This is a genomic window from Pantoea sp. X-Soil-ISGK-355 (genome assembly GCF_059730805.1).
In genome coordinates, this window is the sequence record NZ_AP035971.1 from 3748627 (window position 1) to 3764868 (window position 16242).

The 16242-nt window shown below is 54.2% G+C and carries 19 protein-coding genes and 1 pseudogene; 10 read left to right on the forward strand and 10 right to left on the reverse strand.

Annotation, left to right across the window (positions count from 1 at the left end; translation table 11 throughout):
• Nucleotides 1-529: 529 nt before the first annotated feature.
• The 5 genes and pseudogenes from AC6I8J_RS17285 (at nt 530) to AC6I8J_RS17305 (ending at nt 2372) form a co-directional block, all read left to right on the forward strand.
• Nucleotides 530-1039 (forward strand): annotated as a pseudogene (locus AC6I8J_RS17285) (DUF2778 domain-containing protein).
• Nucleotides 1020-1286, forward strand: coding sequence for a hypothetical protein (locus tag AC6I8J_RS17290; RefSeq protein WP_222924895.1), 267 nt, complete (start codon nt 1020-1022; stop codon nt 1284-1286). The pseudogene AC6I8J_RS17285 and the gene AC6I8J_RS17290 overlap by 20 nt, the downstream one beginning before the upstream one ends.
• A 1-nt stretch (nt 1287) precedes the next feature.
• Nucleotides 1288-1773: an Hcp family type VI secretion system effector gene (locus AC6I8J_RS17295; RefSeq protein WP_260059416.1), complete on the forward strand. Its 486-nt coding sequence runs from the start codon at nt 1288-1290 to the stop codon at nt 1771-1773.
• A gap of 59 nt (nt 1774-1832) precedes the next feature.
• A complete protein-coding gene (locus AC6I8J_RS17300; protein WP_497825597.1) occupies nt 1833-2003 on the forward strand; it encodes a hypothetical protein in 171 nt (56 codons plus the stop codon).
• Nucleotides 2004-2150: 147 nt separating this feature from the next.
• Nucleotides 2151-2372: a hypothetical protein gene (locus tag AC6I8J_RS17305; protein ID WP_072013109.1), complete on the forward strand. Its 222-nt coding sequence runs from the start codon at nt 2151-2153 to the stop codon at nt 2370-2372.
• A 205-nt stretch (nt 2373-2577) separates the two neighbouring features.
• Here the strand turns inward: AC6I8J_RS17305 and asd are convergent, their stop codons facing one another.
• A complete protein-coding gene (asd, locus tag AC6I8J_RS17310) occupies nt 2578-3687 on the reverse strand; it encodes an aspartate-semialdehyde dehydrogenase (protein WP_161735516.1) in 1110 nt (369 codons plus the stop codon).
• A 217-nt stretch (nt 3688-3904) separates the two neighbouring features.
• Between asd and AC6I8J_RS17315 the strand changes: the two genes are divergently transcribed.
• From AC6I8J_RS17315 to AC6I8J_RS17325, 3 genes are all read left to right on the forward strand, one after another.
• Nucleotides 3905-4498, forward strand: a complete 594-nt coding sequence (locus AC6I8J_RS17315; RefSeq protein WP_013359324.1) for a YhgN family NAAT transporter — start codon at nt 3905-3907, stop codon at nt 4496-4498.
• A 179-nt stretch (nt 4499-4677) separates the two neighbouring features.
• Nucleotides 4678-5103, forward strand: coding sequence for a hypothetical protein (locus tag AC6I8J_RS17320; RefSeq protein ID WP_497825598.1), 426 nt, complete (start codon nt 4678-4680; stop codon nt 5101-5103).
• Nucleotides 5100-5417, forward strand: coding sequence for a DUF805 domain-containing protein (locus AC6I8J_RS17325; RefSeq protein ID WP_161735520.1), 318 nt, complete (start codon nt 5100-5102; stop codon nt 5415-5417). Before AC6I8J_RS17320 ends, AC6I8J_RS17325 begins: the two co-directional genes overlap by 4 nt.
• 24 nt (nt 5418-5441) lie before the next feature.
• Here the strand turns inward: AC6I8J_RS17325 and gntU are convergent, their stop codons facing one another.
• The 4 genes from gntU to AC6I8J_RS17345 all read right to left on the reverse strand — a co-directional run bounded on the left by gntU (nt 5442) and on the right by AC6I8J_RS17345 (nt 9255).
• Entirely contained in the window at nt 5442-6782 is a 1341-nt protein-coding gene (gene gntU, locus AC6I8J_RS17330) for a gluconate transporter (protein ID WP_008926287.1), read from the reverse strand.
• A 2-nt stretch (nt 6783-6784) separates the two neighbouring features.
• Nucleotides 6785-7321 carry a gluconokinase gene (gene gntK / locus AC6I8J_RS17335; protein WP_161735522.1) on the reverse strand — a complete coding sequence of 179 codons (537 nt, stop codon included), beginning with the start codon at nt 7319-7321 and terminating at the stop codon, nt 6785-6787.
• Nucleotides 7322-7461: 140 nt separating this feature from the next.
• Nucleotides 7462-8457, reverse strand: a complete 996-nt coding sequence (gntR, locus tag AC6I8J_RS17340; RefSeq protein WP_161735524.1) for a gluconate operon transcriptional repressor GntR — start codon at nt 8455-8457, stop codon at nt 7462-7464.
• Between the two features lie 102 nt (nt 8458-8559).
• Nucleotides 8560-9255, reverse strand: a complete 696-nt coding sequence (locus tag AC6I8J_RS17345) for a pirin family protein (protein WP_497825599.1) — start codon at nt 9253-9255, stop codon at nt 8560-8562.
• A 348-nt stretch (nt 9256-9603) separates the two neighbouring features.
• Here AC6I8J_RS17345 and AC6I8J_RS17350 point away from each other — a divergent pair, with 348 nt between their 5' ends.
• Nucleotides 9604-10098, forward strand: a complete 495-nt coding sequence (locus tag AC6I8J_RS17350; protein WP_161735528.1) for a GNAT family N-acetyltransferase — start codon at nt 9604-9606, stop codon at nt 10096-10098.
• Between the two features lie 330 nt (nt 10099-10428).
• Here the strand turns inward: AC6I8J_RS17350 and ggt are convergent, their stop codons facing one another.
• Complete coding sequence (ggt, locus tag AC6I8J_RS17355; protein WP_161735530.1) at nt 10429-12180, reverse strand: gamma-glutamyltransferase; 1752 nt, start codon at nt 12178-12180, stop codon at nt 10429-10431.
• A 208-nt stretch (nt 12181-12388) separates the two neighbouring features.
• Here ggt and AC6I8J_RS17360 point away from each other — a divergent pair, with 208 nt between their 5' ends.
• Nucleotides 12389-12676, forward strand: coding sequence for a DUF2756 domain-containing protein (locus AC6I8J_RS17360; RefSeq protein ID WP_161735532.1), 288 nt, complete (start codon nt 12389-12391; stop codon nt 12674-12676).
• Here the strand turns inward: AC6I8J_RS17360 and ugpQ are convergent.
• The 4 genes from ugpQ to ugpA are packed head-to-tail and all read right to left on the reverse strand — an operon-like array spanning nt 12673 to nt 16217.
• Nucleotides 12673-13416 (reverse strand): glycerophosphodiester phosphodiesterase, encoded by a 744-nt coding sequence (ugpQ, locus tag AC6I8J_RS17365; RefSeq protein WP_161735534.1) that lies wholly within the window; start codon nt 13414-13416, stop codon nt 12673-12675. The genes AC6I8J_RS17360 and ugpQ overlap by 4 nt on opposite strands.
• Nucleotides 13413-14486 (reverse strand): sn-glycerol-3-phosphate import ATP-binding protein UgpC, encoded by a 1074-nt coding sequence (locus AC6I8J_RS17370; protein WP_161735536.1) that lies wholly within the window; start codon nt 14484-14486, stop codon nt 13413-13415. The genes ugpQ and AC6I8J_RS17370 overlap by 4 nt, the downstream gene beginning before the upstream one ends.
• Before the next feature lies 1 nt (nt 14487).
• Nucleotides 14488-15333 (reverse strand): sn-glycerol-3-phosphate ABC transporter permease UgpE, encoded by an 846-nt coding sequence (gene ugpE, locus AC6I8J_RS17375; RefSeq protein ID WP_161735538.1) that lies wholly within the window; start codon nt 15331-15333, stop codon nt 14488-14490.
• A complete protein-coding gene (gene ugpA / locus AC6I8J_RS17380) occupies nt 15330-16217 on the reverse strand; it encodes a sn-glycerol-3-phosphate ABC transporter permease UgpA (protein ID WP_260059418.1) in 888 nt (295 codons plus the stop codon). Before ugpA ends, ugpE begins: the two co-directional genes overlap by 4 nt.
• Nucleotides 16218-16242 lie beyond the last annotated feature (25 nt).

Below are 16242 nucleotides of genomic sequence, written 5' to 3' on the forward strand. Positions count from 1 at the left end.
TTTGCCGTGTACCACAACCATTTAATCCGGAAAGCACAAGAGTGACCTGTGGCACATCATGGTTAAATCATAGCTTGGTCACGGGAGTTGCCATGGACTTAAGCAAAATATTCTTTAGCGATCGGCAAAAAAGGGAAGCTGATCACTGAGTAAGCGAAACGGTAGATTGTTTCGTGTACGACAGTGATGAAAAAGCCGGGTAAATGGATGATTATTTTCATTTAAGCTGCCCGAAATGCCCCAACTGATGAAGCAACATTTTTTACTGGATCGAAACGATAGCTCTGCCGCCGACCCTGGTCAGCCTCCGGAAGCGTGGAGTGCAGGCAACGATCAAGAAAAGCTACCTGATAACGCGTTGTAAAGCGATGGTTAACGGCATGTTTCTGGGATTGGCAGGATTTGGGACACCAACAGGGCTGGAAGTGAATCGGCTTCACAATCTTAATTTTTTACAGAAATAGCCATTCGTCTGTTTTTTTCTTTGTATTAGCATGCAAATAAAAATAACAGAGGCAAAGGAATGGCTATGATTTTATACGGAAAGTTTGTAATCAATAACGCTGATTATTCACCACTGAGTTTTCCGAGAGTAGGAACGTTTTAAGCGTTTTCTGGTAATGGCATCTATCGTAAAAAGGGTGGTTGCGGGATGATAATTAATAAGGGACCATTACCTGCCGGACGTTACTACATTGTTGACCGCCCTTCTGGTAGTTGGATCAACAGCGTCAGAGCATGGGCAATTGACGAAATAAAATCTGCGTTTAAGTATCATGTTGATCATTCAGAATGGTTTGCCCTTTTTCGTGCAGATAACATGATCGACGATAGCACATTCTTTCGGGGCGTAGCCCGGGGCGGTTTCAGGCTTCATCCTGGTCATGTCTCAGAGGGTTGCATTACTCTTGCCTGGCAATCCGATTTCGACATGCTGAGAAATGCTCTGCTAAGAACGTCCAGAACCCCGATTCCGGGCAGCGACTTAAAAGCCTATGGCACCATTGAGGTAATCACTTATGGCGATACTTGCCCGTAAATCAGGGAAGGTAGCCTTTTTCCTTCTGATTTTACTTTGTGTGGGGCGGACTATGGGTGAACCGTATAACTGGATTAGCTATGATTTCGTTTTGAAGATAGGAAACCTGCTTTATGGCCCTGGTGAAATTGGCGCAGAGGCAATAGATGATACGTTTTTCTATATTAGTTTCCTCGCTAATATAGTTATTACTGTGGTGGTTTTTTTCCTGACAATGAAGTTAATCACAAAAATAAGGAGATATTAACATGTCAATTCCTGCTTATATGTGGCTCAAAGATGATGGCGGCGCTCATATTAAAGGCTCCGTTGATGTCCAGGATCGTGATGGCAGCATTGAGATTGTGGGTTTCAGTCATGGGCTGAATATTCCTGTAGACAGCGCCAACGGCAAGATTACCGGCAAGCGTTCACACTCACCGATGATGATTGAAAAGGAGTTTGATAGCTCCAGTCCTTATCTGTACAAGGCGGTGGCGACGGGTCAGACGCTGCAAAGTGCGGAAATCCGCTGGTACAGAATCAACCATGCCGGTCAGGAAGAGTGTTACTTTGTTATGACTATCGAGGGGGTAAAGATTACCGGTGTGAATCCCGGCATGCCAAATGCTAAAATGTCAGGTAATGCGCAAATTAATCATATGGAATCGATATCCATGATGTATGACAAAATTACATGGCGTTATGTTGATGGAAATGTGCAGTATACGGATGACTGGAATGTACGGGCATAGCGCATCGGAAAGAAAAGCATGGCTGAAAAGGATTAATTAAAAAAAAGGATTAGCTGAAAATGGCCGTGAATTTTACCCACTGGTGCAGTCGTAAAGTGGTACGCCAGTATCAGTGGGTAGCCGTTATAATAAAAAATAATCCAGAAACTTCATTATTTAAAAAAACAATCAAGCCAGTAACAGCGCAAACTTTCTTTAACTTTATTCACCCTGTAAAAACACAGCGCTAACATAATAAAAATTAGCAAGTCATTCTTTTTTGAACATCATCACACTTTAGATATTAAGCGATTAAGCAATCCTGATTGGAAATGAAAAAATAAACAATCATATTAAAAGTGGTTGGAAAATAACTTTCAAGAAGCGAGGTTTATTTTATGTCTAACGTTTATGTAGAACCACAGCCTACCGGACGCCCGGAAGGATCAGCGATCACACATTATACCGTCGAATATGCTGGAGGTCAGAGTATTGATGGATTGAATCATTCAACTCAAGACAGCGCAATTCAGGCAGCCAAAAAGGCAGGCCATAATCCGCTAGTCGCCCGAGTAAGAAATACCAGCAAAGGCAATCCTGATCACTGGCGCTCTGCCTGATAATGGCAATAGAGACATAAAAGACCCTTGAGGCTTTTTTAAGTTATACCCGCTCATAACATTGCATTTAATTTTAACTAAACAAAAAGCCCGCAACCATCAGTAATGATTACGGGCTTTCACATAGCGACCAGGCGGTTAGCCGATCCATTGTTTCATCTGATCGGCATTGATTATCAATCCGCCCTGTGGCGATGTTTGCTGTTTAGTTGGTTAACAACCGCAGCATGCGACGCAGCGGTTCGGCTGCGCCCCATAACAGCTGATCGCCCACCGTGAAGGCGGAGAGATATTCCGGCCCCATATTCAGTTTACGCAAGCGGCCAACTGGTGTGGTCAGCGTGCCGGTAACAGCGGCTGGCGTCAGTTCACGCATCGTCAGCTCGCGATCATTCGGCACCACTTTGACCCACTCATTGTGAGAGGCCAGCAGCTGCTCAATTTCAGCCAGCGGCAGGTCGCGTTTCAGCTTCAGCGTAAAGGCCTGGCTGTGGCAGCGCAGCGCCCCGACGCGCACGCACAAGCCATCAACCGGAATGACTTTAGAGGTGGCGAGGATCTTGTTGGTCTCCGCCTGGCCTTTCCATTCTTCGCGGCTCTGGCCGTTATCCAGCTGCTTATCAATCCATGGAATCAGGCTGCCTGCCAGCGGTACGCCGAAGTTGTCGGTTGGTAAAGTGCCGGAACGGGTAAAGTCGGTCACGCTACGCTCAATGTCGAGAATGGCCGAAGCCGGGTTCTGCAACGCAGGCGCAACGTGATCGTGCAGCATGCCCATCTGGGTCAGCAGTTCGCGCATGTGGCGCGCGCCGCCGCCAGAGGCTGCCTGATAGGTGGCAACCGAGGCCCACTCCACCAGATCCTGCGCAAACAGGCCGCCCAGCGACATCAGCATGAGGCTGACAGTACAGTTACCACCCACAAAGGTTTTGATGCCACGGTCGATGCCCTGGCGAATCACCGCATGGTTGACCGGATCGAGGATGATGATGGCATCATCTTTCATGCGCAGCGTAGAGGCCGCATCAATCCAGTATCCCTGCCAGCCGCTGGCGCGCAGCTTTGGATAGACGTCACTGGTGTAGTCGCCGCCCTGGCAGGTGATAATGATATCCAGCGCGCGCAGCGCTTCAATATCAAACGCATCCTGCAGGGTGCCCTGCTGTTTGCCCGCAAACGCGGGTGCCGCCTGACCATGCTGCGACGTCGAGAAGAAGACCGGATTGATTGCATCAAAATCACGCTCTTCACTCATGCGGGACATCAGCACTGAGCCGACCATGCCGCGCCAACCAACAAAACCTACATTCTTCATGTCGTGTCCGTCTAAGGCAGTTACACCTGCTTTTCATTTCAGAGGAGAGAGCGGCGTGCTATTTTCACGCCGCTCTGCGTAATAATAGGATTTACCTGTGTCCCCTCACTCTACAAAATGCAGGCCGGGTAGCAAGTGAATTAATTCGATTACGCTAACTTTTTCAGCAGCGTAACTAATAACTCCGCTTTTTCGCGAACAACATGGCGCAAAACCGATGACTGAAATGATTTCGGCAACAATATTATTGTTGTTAATTATGGATCCGCTGGGCAATCTGCCGATTTTTATGTCGGTTTTGAAGCATCTGGAGCCGAAACGGCGGCGGGTGGTGCTAATCCGCGAAATGCTGATTGCCCTGATCATCATGCTGCTGTTCCTGTTTACCGGCGAACGCATCCTGGCGTTTTTAAATCTGCGCACCGAAACAGTGTCGATTTCCGGCGGGATCATCCTGTTTCTGATCGCCATCAAGATGATTTTCCCGTCGGCTGAAAGCAGCAGTTCTGGCTTACCGGCGGGTGAAGAGCCGTTCCTGGTGCCGCTGGCGATTCCACTGGTGGCCGGGCCATCGCTGCTGGCCACATTGATGCTGCTGTCGCATCAGTATCCGCATCAGATGTCGCATCTGGTAGGCGCGCTGCTGATCGCCTGGGGCGTAACGGTCGCTATTCTGCTGATGTCAGGTCTGTTCCTGCGTCTGCTGGGCGATAAGGGTGTGAATGCGCTGGAACGTCTGATGGGATTAATACTGATTATGCTGGCCACCCAGATGTTCCTGGATGGCATTCGGGCTTATCTGAAGTTATAAGCGCGCCTTTGTCCTTTTACACTGACAGGCAGGCAGCCGCCTCAGTTCAGCCTGTTTATGACATAGTTACGGCATTGAAATGAACAATATTATTTATATGATGCTGTAAAAAAGGAGATATCTATGGCGGGTAGTATCGAAAGTTAGATACAGCGTCTGAAAACCCGGAGGGAAATGCAATGAGGTTGTTATTACCCTTTTTCTTCGGCGCGCTCTATCTGATAACAGGTTACGTCTCCCTTCAGGAAGTCCTGGAGTATGCCAGCAGCGGCCATTCAGGGGTGATCACAGATATGCGCAGTTACCTGGTTGCCCCACTACTCTGCGCGTTGCTCTGGCTACTGGTTTATCTGGTAGCCTGGTGGGATTTCAGAAAAATTGCCGCCCTGTCCGTGGCTAAAGAAACAGTTTTTCAGGCGCTATTCTTTCTGGCAAATATACTCTGTTTAGCTGGCCTGACCGTATTATCCGTCCCGAGCCAGAAAGCGGCGCTGAATGACGTGCAACTGATGCAAGTTGACGTCACTGATTTGGCCTGCGTTTACTTGCTTGCCGCCGCTATCACGCTGGTTGTTTTTGCTCTGATAAGAAGAAAATGGGCATGAACAGGCTGCTGCAAATTATCAAAAGCTGTCTGCTGCGCACGTTTAACTATGAAGGGCGTGAAGGAAGGACGAGCTATTTTATTTTCCTGCTGTTTCAGCTGGTCTGGTTCTGCTGTTATCTGCAATGGTTTACCGGGCCAGAGCATGAAATAAGCTTAATCGCGCTGCTGCTGTTTGTTTTGCCTCTATTTTCCTGCGGGGTGAGAAGAATAAATGACGCCGGCTATTCACGCGGCGTCATTGCCCTTTTGGTAGTGGCACCTTATCTGCTGTTCCCTTTTTTACTCTTCCCCGGCTCGCGGGAAAAAAACTGACGGGCAGATAGCCCGTCGGGTTGGTCAGGAAAGCAGTTCGAAAGCAATCATTCCAACAACTGCACCCACGGTGCCGAGAATGGTCTCCATCAGTGTCCAGGTCTTCAGGGTTTCTGCTTCGCTGGCTCCGGTGAAGCGGCCAAACAGCCAGAACCCGGCATCGTTCACATGGCTGATAATAATCGAGCCACCGCCGATGCAGATCGACAGCGCCGCCAGCTGAGCACCGCTGTAATGCAGCGGTTCAATCACCGGCATGATTAAGCCGACCGTGGTCAGACAGGCGACCGTCGCCGACCCCTGAATCACCCTCACCGCGCCCGACAGGATAAAGCAGGCCAGCGCAATCGGCAGGCCCGCGCCGGTCAGCGCATTGCCCAGCACCGGGCCGACGCCGGAATCCACCAGCACCTGCTTGAACACGCCGCCTGCGCCAATCACCAGCAGGATAATCCCGGCCGGTTGCAGCGCGCTGCCGCACACCTGCATCACCCGCTCTTTATCCATACCCTGACGGTAAGCCAGGCCATAAATCGCGACCAGCAGCGCCAGCAGGATGGCGGTGAAAGGATGGCCGATAAATTCCAGCCACTCATACAGCGTGGTGCCTTCGGTTGTGAAGCGTGCGCCGATGGTTTTCAGGCCGACCAGCACCAGCGGGAACAGAATCAGTGAGAGGCTGAAGCCAAACGACGGCAGTTTACTCTCATCAACATCCGGCTGATGATCTTCCGGTGGCGCACTGAACGTCACGTGATTGCCGATGAAGTTGCCAAACAGCGGCCCGGCAATCAGCATGCCCGGGATCGCCGCACAAAGACCCAGCAAAATCATCCAGCCAAAGTCCGCGTGCATCTGTGAAGCCAGCAGCATCGGAGCCGGTCCGGGCAGCAGGAACGCCGCCGACGCGGCCACACCGGCAAACAGCGGAATGACCAGCTTCACCAGATTGCCACCAGTTCGCCGCGCCACCGCAAACGCGATGCTGATCAACAGCACCACCGCCACCTCAAAGAAAAGCGGCAGCGCGCAGATCAGACCGGCAATGCCCATCGCATAATGGGCGCGGCTCTGACCAAAGGTTTTCAGCATCCGGATCGCGATTTGATCCACGGCGCCGGTTTCATGCAGGATTTTGCCGAACATTGCGCCCAGTGCAACCACAATGGCGAGGAAGCCGAGCGTGCCGCCCATCCCCTTCTGCATGGTTTCCGCGATTTTGTTCAGTGGCATGCCGGAGAACAATCCGGCACCGATGGAGACTAACATCAGCGCGACAAAGGCGTGCATCCGTGCCTTCATCACCAGAAAAAGCAGCAGCAGGACGGAGCCTGCTGCGGTCAAAACGAGTGTTGCGGTATTCATCTCTAACCCTGGCTGATAGCGTCCTGAATAGTTGCAACCGTAGCCGCTACCACCTCGTCCAGTGAATGCGCGATATCCACGACCAGGACATCCGGCTCGTCCCGCCCTGGCTCTTCCAGCGTGGCAAACTGGGTTACCAGCATCTGCGGCTTGAAGAAGTGGCCCTTACGCGCCTTCAGGCGGGCTTCGATGGTGTCAAAATCGCCTTTCAGGTAGACAAAACGCAGGTTGTCATTGCCCTGACGCAGAATGTCGCGATAACTTTTTTTCAGGGCTGAGCAGACAATGATGGAGATCGCCTGGGTCCGCTGCATGGCAAATGCGGCATCATTCAGCGCCTGTAACCACGGCTGGCGATCGCTGTCATCCAGCGGATGACCATCGGCCATCTTCAGGATATTGGCGCGCGGGTGGAGAAAATCACCGTCAAGAAAGGCTGTATTCAGCTGGTGAGAGACCTGGTTGGCGACAGCAGACTTTCCGCTGCCTGAAACGCCCATCAGGATAAAAACGTGATGCGACGGGGATTGCGTTGTCATTTTTCTGCTCCGGCAGGTGAGAATTTGCCAATGTTACCGATAACAATGTCGTTTCTCATTCTCCTGGCCGGTTAACAGCCTGGCAACCTTTTTACCAGGAAAAGCATAAAAGTGTGAGCTGACTCATAAAAACATCACAATCAGATGCTGCCACCTTCACTGATCTCAAAACCGATATCCCGAAGCGGATTATCACTGTTCTCACCGGCAATACGCGCCAGCAACATCGCCGCCGCTTCACGCCCCATGCGGTCGCGTGGCGTCAGCACGGTCGCCAGCTGTGGTGTGACGACCTGACTGATATCATGGCCGTGAAAACCCGCAATCGCCATCTGAATGGGTACCTGCAATCCCTGGCGCTGACACTCAAACATCGCGCCGACCGCCAGGTCATCATTGGTACAGAACAGGCTATCCGTTTCAGGATAGAGACGTTGCGCCTCACGCAGCAAATCGCCACCGGCGCTGAATGATGAGGCATCTTCCATCATCACGCTGTGCGGCGTCAGACCCGCTTCGTGCATGGCGATTTCATAACCGCGCTGCTTTTGCAGCGTACGTTCATCAAGGCGTGCGCCAAGATAGACGGTGTGACGATGGCCTTTACTGAGGATCGCCTGCGTCATCTGCCGGGCCGCTTCGACGTTATCAAAGCCGACCGCCATATCCAGGCAGGGTGTAACGCTGTCCATCACCTCAATCACCGGAATACCGGCCACTTCCAGCATACGCAGCGTGCCTGGCGTATGGGTGCGTTCGGTGAGGATAACGCCATCAATGTTCCAGCCCAGCAGCGAGCGCAGTTGCAGCTCCTCTTTTTGCGGGTTGTAACCAAAGTGGGCGACCAGCGTCTGATAGTTGGCTTCGTCAGTGACGGCTTCAATGCCGCGCAATACGTCAGCAAAAACCTGGTTAGTGAGTGATGGCAGCAGTACGCCGATGGCACGGCTGGTAGCGTTAGAAAGCATATCGGGGGCGCGATTGGGGATATAACCCAGCTCATCCAGTGCCACTGCAATCTTGTCCCGCAGGGCAACAGAGACCTGCTCAGGATTACGCAGGTAACGGCTGACGGTCATTTTTGTAATGCCGACGCGATCGGCAACATCCTGTAATACCGGTCTTTTCTTCTTCATCGTAGCGCCTGGGATCGCCCTGAAAGCTAAAGTACGATGAGTCTATCACTTTTCTGTCACAAAATTCCTAACCGGGCGCGACGAGTCGCGCCCGTTATCTGCTTAGACGGGTGGCAGATCAAATAGCAGAACTTCGGCAGCCGAGCTGGCTTCAATCGTCAGCGCGCTTTCGTCCCAGATCGCCAGGGCGTCGCTGGTGTTAACTGCGTTGCCGTTAACGGTAACATCACCTTTCACGACCTGAATCCAGATACGGCGTCCCGCATCAATCGCGACGTTATCCTGCTCACCGGCAGCCAGTACCCAGCGCGATAAGGTCATGTCCTGATAAACTTTCAGCGATCCTTCACGGGCATCGGGGCTTAACACCAGCTGACGTCCCTGCACATCCGGGAAGCGGCGCTGATCGTAGCGTGGTTCAATGCCGGTGCGCTCAGGAATGATCCAGATCTGATAGAGGTGCAACGGCTCGCTTTCGCTGGCGTTGTATTCCGAGTGACGCACGCCAGTACCGGCGCTCATGATCTGGAACTCCCCTGCCGGGATCTGCTCTTTGTTGCCCATGCTGTCCTGATGCTCAACCGTACCGGAGAGCACGTAGGTCAGAATTTCCATATCTTTATGCGGATGGGTGCCAAATCCCTGACCGCCATCGATCACATCTTCATTGATGACCCGCAGCGCGGAGAACCCCATGAAGTTCGCATCGTGATAGCTGGCGAAAGAGAAGGTATGCCAGCTATCCAGCCAGCCATGGTTTGCGTGACCGCGTTCTTCAGCTTTGCGTACATAGATCATGTTCAAATCTCCTCAATGTTTTTTATAGTGTGTCCCTGAGGCGGTTTGATTGATAGCTGAAAAACTTCACGCCTCTTTTCAAATTCATTGAATGAGTGCGACGCAGTGGCTGAAAAGGATTGAAGGAGTGCAGGCAAAAAAAAGCCAGCATCTAAGCTGGCGAAATAATACTGGAAGCAATGTGAGCAATGTCGTGCTTTTCCAGGCTGTCGGGCGACCTCCCGGAAACGCATAGCAATAATAATCATTATCATTCGCGTCTGTAAAGTTCTTTTCACATTTTTTACCCTGATTAACGCGGTGAATACCTTGATGTTTAAAAGGTTTTTATGGACTAAAGGAGAGACCATGAGTGAAATAGTTGTCCGCCACGTCATGCCAGAAGATGCTGCTGCGCTGCACAGGATTTACAGTCAGCCAGATACCCAGGCCAGCACGCTGCATCTGCCTCACTCATCGCTACAGATGTGGCAGACCCGCCTCGCTACACCACCGCCCCATTCGCATCTGCTGGTGGCCTGTATCGACGAAGAGGTTGTAGGCCAGTGTGCGCTGGACGCAGTAGCACGTCCCAGACGCCGTCACGTCGCCTCGCTGGGGATGGGCGTGGATGAACGCTACCGGCAGCGAGGCGTCGGTACTGCACTCATGCGTGAAATGGTCTCGTTATGTGACAACTGGCTACAGGTGAGCCGAATGGAGCTGACGGTGTTCGTGGATAATGGCCCGGCTATCGCCCTGTATCAGCGTTTCGGGTTTGAGATTGAGGGAACGGCTAAAGGCTTCGCAATGCGACACGGTGAACTGATTGACGCGCATTATATGGCGCGGGTTAAAGCCTGACGTGTGGAAGCAGAAAGAGCACCGAAGGCGCCCTTTCTGCTGATAAACCCTGACAAGGTTCGCTGTCAGTTAGCGGCTGCGCAGGAAACAGGGTCAGATCGGAAAGACGCAAAAGCCGTCATCCATGACATGCTCGGCCCGCGCGATTACGCACCTCATCCATGAGGTGCGCCCGTATCCGGGCCAACGCGTTGCGTTGTTCAAAAACGCTCCCGGCGTTTTTGTCCCAGTCGCGGGACGCTTTCCTCTTCTGACCCAGTTCCCTGCGCGTTAAGCTTATTTATTGCTGTCAGATTCACCCGGGTTTGAGTTTGTCAGCAGTCTCAAATCTCAATAACCCGCACTCAAATCATCGATGCTGCGCGGATCGGAAGCGCCGTAGAGCATGCCATCCGGCCCGATCATGATGCTCTGCGTACTGCCCATCGACGGAAGTACCTTCACATGCTGACCTTTGGTTTCCAGCAGACGCAGCGTATCGGGACTGAAGCCCTTCTCCACCCGCAGCTGATCCGGCAGCCACTGATGATGGAAGCGCGGCGCATTGGTGGCTTCCGCCACATTCATCCCGAAATCGATGCTGTTAACCACCATCTGCAATACCGTGGTGATAATGCGGCTGCCGCCAGGACTGCCGGTCACCAGCCAGGTTTTGCCCCCTTTGGCGACGATAGTCGGCGACATCGATGACAACGGACGTTTCGCCGGTTGCACCGCATTCGCTTCCCCGCCGACCAGCCCGTAGACATTTGGCGTGCCTGGCTTGGCAGAGAAGTCATCCATCTCATTATTCATCAGGATGCCACTCTTGCCCGCCACAATTCCGCTGCCGAAATAGGTGTTAAGGGTATAGGTTACCGCAACGGCATTGCCCTGCTTATCCACCACCGAGAAATGGGTGGTCTGATTACTTTCGTAAGGTTCGAGCTTACCGGGCTTGATCTCGCTGGAAGGGCGCGCCTTTGCTACATCGATCTGCTGCGCCAGCGTTTTGGCATAGGCTTTACTGGTCAGCGCCTGCCACGGTACCTTCACGAAATCGGGATCGCCAAGATATTCCGAGCGGTCCGCGTAGGCATATTTCTCCGCTTCTGCCATCACCTGCATGGCGTCAGCACTGCCAAAGCCCATCTTCGCCAGATCGAAGTTCTCCAGGATATTGAGGATCTGCACGATGTGGATACCACCGGATGACGGCGGCGGCATAGAGAAGACTTCATAGCCACGGTATGTTCCGCTGACAGGCGTTCGCTCGACCGCACGATAGGCCGCCAGATCAGCTTTGTTGATCAGGCCGCCATGCTGCGCCATCTCGCCGGCGATCTCATCCGCGATTTCACCTTTGTAAAACGCATCCGGTCCCTGACGGGCAATCAGTTGCAGGCTGTGGGCCAGGTTTTTCTGCACCAGCCGATCGCCCTTCTGCCACGGCGTGCCGTCCGGTTTATAGAAAATCGCTTTACTGTTCGGATGGGTGATCAACACTTCTTTGCCGTAGGTCTTCAGGTCATCCGCCAGCGCATCGTTGACCGGAATGCCGTCACGCGCCAGTTTGATCGCTGGTGCCAGCAGCGTGCTCAGCGGCAGGGTGCCATATTTCTGCGCAGCCAGCGCCAGTCCGGCAACGGTGCCCGGCGTGCCGGAAGCAAGGTGTGACGTCAGCGACAGCTTACTGTCGGCGTTGCCCTGCTTATCCAGAAACATATCGCGCGACGCATGGCCCGGTGCCATTTCACGGAAATCGATAGCGGTCGCGCGGCCAGAGGCAGTGCGCAGCAGCATAAAGCCGCCGCCGCCCAGGTTGCCCGCCTGCGGATGGGTCACAGCCAGCGCAAAGCCCACGGCGACCGCGGCATCTACCGCATTACCGCCCTGACGCAGAATTTCCACGCCCACCTGGGTTGCAAGCGCATCCACCGACGCTACCATGCCGTGCTGCGCTTTTACCGGGTGAAAGGTATCACTGTCCACGCCGTAGGAGACCGGTGGTGCCTGAGTGGGCGCGGCATAAGTGCCTGCCACCATGGTGAAGCTCATCACCAGCGACCAGCTAAGCTGACGCACTGTCTGCTGCATTTTCATCCTGCCACCATCCCATGTTGTTATTTACATTTTTTTATCATTTCTGCAAGTGCCTACAAATACAGCAAAATAACCGGGGTTAAGTCAAATCAGGAATAGATCGGAAAGTAAGGTCTGTGATATCGCGTAAACTTATGGGTGCGACCCTGATATCGGTGTGCGCCGTTGTGCACCCAAAAAACCTGTCGCGATAAAGGAAGGAGCAAAGATGAAAAAGTGGATGATTGTTTTAGCCGCCCTGCTGCCTTTCGCCAGTCAGGCGAACACGCTGAACAGCACCAACGATCCAAATAAACCGGGCTATAACCCGAGCCAGCAGCGAATGCAGTCGCAGATGCAGAGCCAGCAACAGCAGCAACAGCTGAAGCTGCGCCAGGATCAGCAGCGTCAGACGCAGGACATGCAGCGTAAAATGCAGGAGCAGCGCAACAGCGCCCAACAGCGGGTGATAACCACACAGCCGGGCCAGCAGAACCAGAGTCCGAATCAGAACTAATGAAAATCGGGGCCAATGATGTCGATGCTGTCGGTACAGATGGCATCGACGCCCCACGTCAGCAATTCCCGCGCCCGGTCCGGGCTGTTCACGGTATAGACCAGAATCTTCAGGCCCGCACTTTTCAGCTCTGCAACCCGCTCCGCAGTCAGCACTTTATGGTTGAGGTGGATGGATACGCACGCCAGCGCCGTGGTTTTTTCCTGCCACTGTGGATCCCAGCTGTGCGACAGCAGGCCACGCGGCAGCCCTGGCTCGACCTGCATCGCCGCTTCCAGTGCTTCAAAAGAGAACGAAGAGAGCAACGGTGCGGTCTGACCCTGCCACAGGATCGCGGCAGCCTGCGCCACGGCGCGTCCGGTTTCGGCGTCACTGCCGGTGGTCGGTTTGATTTCGATGTTCACCATCATCTGATGCTGACGACAGCGGGCCGCGACTTCATCCAGCCGCGCCAGCTTCTCGCCGGTAAACGCGTTGCCAAACCAGCTGCCCGCGTCGAGCTGCGACAGCTTCTCCCACGGCAGCTGACCCGCGACGCCCCAGCCGTTACTGGTGCGATCCAGCGTGTCGTCATGCAGCAGGAAGATCTGCGCATCCGCCGATAATTTGGCATCAAATTCAATCATCTGATGACCATACTTCGCGCCAGTGTCGATCGCGGCCAGCGTGTTTTCTGGTGCCAGTTTACCGCCGCCACGATGGGCGACGATGCGGGGATAAGGCCAGTGTTGTGTGCTCATTCCAGACGCTTTCCATGAGTTGAATCGAAGAAGTGTAACGCATCTGACGGCAGATGCAGCCACAGCGTACTGCCTGGCTGCGGCCGTTCGCTGTGGGCTAAGCGTACCACCAGTGGCGTGTCACCGATGCGACCATGGGCCAGATTATCGGCACCCAGCATCTCCAGCGTATCGACCCGCAGCGGCACGCCGCCCTGCTCGCGGCTACTGAGCCGGATGTGCTCTGGCCGGATGCCCAGCACCACCGGCCGGTTGGCCCATTTCGCTTTTGTGTCGCTGAGCGGCAGGGCATGCGAGGCGTCGAGGTCAAAGCGCGATCCGTCGCTGCTGAACTGTCCTTTCAGCAGGTTCATGGCAGGCGCGCCGATAAACGAGGCAACAAACTGGCTGGCGGGACGTTCATACACCTCAACCGGCGTGCCAAGCTGCTCGACCACCCCTTTGTTCATTACCATCACCCGCTGCGCCAGCGTCATCGCCTCCACCTGATCATGCGTGACATAGAGGCTGGTGGTCTGTAAGCGGCGATGCAGCTGTTGCAGTTCCAGCCGCATCTGCACCCGCAGGCGGGCATCAAGATTCGACAACGGCTCATCAAACAGAAACACTGCCGGTTCACGTACGATGGCGCGCCCCATCGCCACGCGCTGGCGCTGTCCGCCAGACAGCTCGCGAGGCCGCCGCATCAGCAGGTGATCCAGCTCCAGACTGCGCGCCGTTTCAAGTACCCGCTGGCGAATCTGCTCTTTGCCCATACCGCGGATTTTCAGGCCATAGGCCATGTTCTCCTCTACCGACATATGGGGATAGAGCGCGTAGTTCTGGAACACCATCGCAATGCCGCGATCTTTCGGCTCTTCCTGAGTGACGCGCCGGTTGTCGATATAGATATCGCCGGAGCTGACGCGCTCCAGTCCGGCCACCATGCGCAGCAGGGTCGATTTGCCGCAGCCGGACGGCCCGACCATCACCATAAATTCGCCGTCATTGATGGTGACGTTCAGCGGCTGAATGATCTGATTTTTGCCATCGTAGGACTTGGTTACTGCCTGAAGGGTTACGCCTGCCATCTTATTTCTCACTCTCAACCAGACCGCGCACAAAGGCACGCTGCATGACTAACACCACCACCAGCGGTGGGATCAGGGTTAATAACATTGCCGCCATCACTTCGTTCCACTGGGTCGGCGAACCGCTGGAGGAGATCATGCTTTTGATCCCTGCCACCGCCGTGCCGAGGCTGGCGTCATTGATAATCAGCAGCGGCCAGAGATACTGGTTCCAGCCGTAGATAAAGGTGATGACAAACAGCGCCGCCAGATTGGTTTTTGACAGCGGCAGAACAATGTCGATAAAGAAGCGCATCGCGCTGGCACCGTCGATGCGCGCCGCTTCCACCAGCTCATCCGGCAGTGACATAAAGAACTGGCGGAACAGAAAGGTCGCGGTTGCCGATGCCATCAGTGGCAGGGTTAATCCGCTGTAGCTGTCGAGCAGGTTGAGATCGGCAATCACCTGAACCGTAGGAAAGATACGCACCTCTACCGGCAGCATCAGGGTGATGAAGATCAGCCAGAAAAAGAGCGTGCGCAGCGGAAAACGGAACCAGACCAGCGCAAACGCCGACAGCATCGACACGGTGATTTTGCCGAAGGTGATGCCCAGCGCCATGATCATGCTGTTGAGCAGCATCAGGCCAAACGCTGGCCCGCTGCCGTTGACGCCATGGGTCCAGATGCGCGAGATGTTCTCCCACAGGTGCGTACCGGGCACCAGCGTCATCGGCACCTGATAGACCGCCTCGTTATCCAGCGTCGCCGCCACAAAGGCGACATAGAGCGGAAACAGGATAGTGAGCACGCCCAGCACCAGCACGATGTGGCTGAAGATATCCAGCCCGCGTCGATTCTCAATCATTGGTATTGCACCTTACGTTCAACAAAGCGGAACTGGAGCACCGTCAGCCCGATGACCAGCAGCATCAGCACCACCGACTGCGCCGCGGACGAGGAGAGATCCAGACCGGTAAAGCCTTCACGATAGATTTTGTAGATCAGCGTGGTGGTCGCCTGCACCGGCCCGCCGCCGGTCGCGGCATCAATCACCGGGAAGGTATCGAAGAAGGCGTAGATGAGGTTCACCACCAGCAGAAAGAAACTCACGGGCGTGATCAGCGGCAGTGAGAGGTTGAAGAAGCGACGCACCGGCCCGGCACCGTCAATGGCGGCGGCTTCCACCAGCGATTTGGGAATAGATTGCAGGGCGGCAAAAAAGAACAGGAAGTTGTAGCTCATCTGCTGCCAGATTGATGCCAGCACAATCAGGAACATCGCCTGACCGCTGTTTTGCGCATAGTTCCAGTCGTAGCCGATGTGGTTCAGCAGATAGCTGAACAGGCCCAGACCGGGGTTAAACAGAAACATCCACAGCACCGCAGCCACCACAGGCGCAACGGCGTAGGGCAGCAGCAGCAGGGTCTGATAGAGGCGGCGCAGTCGCACCACATAATCCACCAGCGCCGCCAGCAGCAGCGAAAAGACCATGCCGAACACCGTGACCATGCCGCTGAATTTTATCGTGGTCCAGAACGAGTCCAGATAGTAGGGATCGGCAAACAGGCGTCTGAAGTTTTCCAGCCCGACAAAGCTGCTGGAGATGCCAAAGGGGTCGAGGCTTTGCAGCGAGTACCACAGCGCTTCACCGGCAGGCCAGAGAAAGAAGATGGCGGTAATCAGCAGTTGCGGCAGCACCAGAAGATAGGGCAACAGGCTGGTGCGAAAAACCGGACGGGATGAAGACATGGCGTACCTGGCGTCAGAAAAGAGG

Excerpts from the sequence above, each read along its gene's own strand:
- ggt (WP_161735530.1), bottom strand. The coding sequence starts at position 12,180 with ATGAAAATGCAGCAGACAGTGCGTCAGCTTAGCTGGTCGCTGGTGATG.
- gntK (WP_161735522.1), bottom strand. The coding sequence starts at position 7,321 with ATGACAACGCAATCCCCGTCGCATCACGTTTTTATCCTGATGGGCGTT.
- gntR (WP_161735524.1), bottom strand. The coding sequence starts at position 8,457 with ATGAAGAAGAAAAGACCGGTATTACAGGATGTTGCCGATCGCGTCGGC.
- AC6I8J_RS17320 (WP_497825598.1), top strand. The coding sequence starts at position 4,678 with ATGAGGTTGTTATTACCCTTTTTCTTCGGCGCGCTCTATCTGATAACA.
- ugpE (WP_161735538.1), bottom strand. The coding sequence starts at position 15,333 with ATGATTGAGAATCGACGCGGGCTGGATATCTTCAGCCACATCGTGCTG.
- AC6I8J_RS17290 (WP_222924895.1), top strand. The coding sequence starts at position 1,020 with ATGGCGATACTTGCCCGTAAATCAGGGAAGGTAGCCTTTTTCCTTCTG.
- AC6I8J_RS17360 (WP_161735532.1), top strand. The coding sequence starts at position 12,389 with ATGAAAAAGTGGATGATTGTTTTAGCCGCCCTGCTGCCTTTCGCCAGT.
- AC6I8J_RS17345 (WP_497825599.1), bottom strand. The coding sequence starts at position 9,255 with ATGATCTATGTACGCAAAGCTGAAGAACGCGGTCACGCAAACCATGGC.
- AC6I8J_RS17370 (WP_161735536.1), bottom strand. The coding sequence starts at position 14,486 with ATGGCAGGCGTAACCCTTCAGGCAGTAACCAAGTCCTACGATGGCAAA.
- ugpQ (WP_161735534.1), bottom strand. The coding sequence starts at position 13,416 with ATGAGCACACAACACTGGCCTTATCCCCGCATCGTCGCCCATCGTGGC.
- gntU (WP_008926287.1), bottom strand. The coding sequence starts at position 6,782 with ATGAATACCGCAACACTCGTTTTGACCGCAGCAGGCTCCGTCCTGCTG.
- AC6I8J_RS17295 (WP_260059416.1), top strand. The coding sequence starts at position 1,288 with ATGTCAATTCCTGCTTATATGTGGCTCAAAGATGATGGCGGCGCTCAT.
- AC6I8J_RS17305 (WP_072013109.1), top strand. The coding sequence starts at position 2,151 with ATGTCTAACGTTTATGTAGAACCACAGCCTACCGGACGCCCGGAAGGA.
- AC6I8J_RS17325 (WP_161735520.1), top strand. The coding sequence starts at position 5,100 with ATGAACAGGCTGCTGCAAATTATCAAAAGCTGTCTGCTGCGCACGTTT.
- AC6I8J_RS17350 (WP_161735528.1), top strand. The coding sequence starts at position 9,604 with ATGAGTGAAATAGTTGTCCGCCACGTCATGCCAGAAGATGCTGCTGCG.
- ugpA (WP_260059418.1), bottom strand. The coding sequence starts at position 16,217 with ATGTCTTCATCCCGTCCGGTTTTTCGCACCAGCCTGTTGCCCTATCTT.
- asd (WP_161735516.1), bottom strand. The coding sequence starts at position 3,687 with ATGAAGAATGTAGGTTTTGTTGGTTGGCGCGGCATGGTCGGCTCAGTG.
- AC6I8J_RS17315 (WP_013359324.1), top strand. The coding sequence starts at position 3,905 with ATGACTGAAATGATTTCGGCAACAATATTATTGTTGTTAATTATGGAT.
- AC6I8J_RS17300 (WP_497825597.1), top strand. The coding sequence starts at position 1,833 with ATGGCCGTGAATTTTACCCACTGGTGCAGTCGTAAAGTGGTACGCCAG.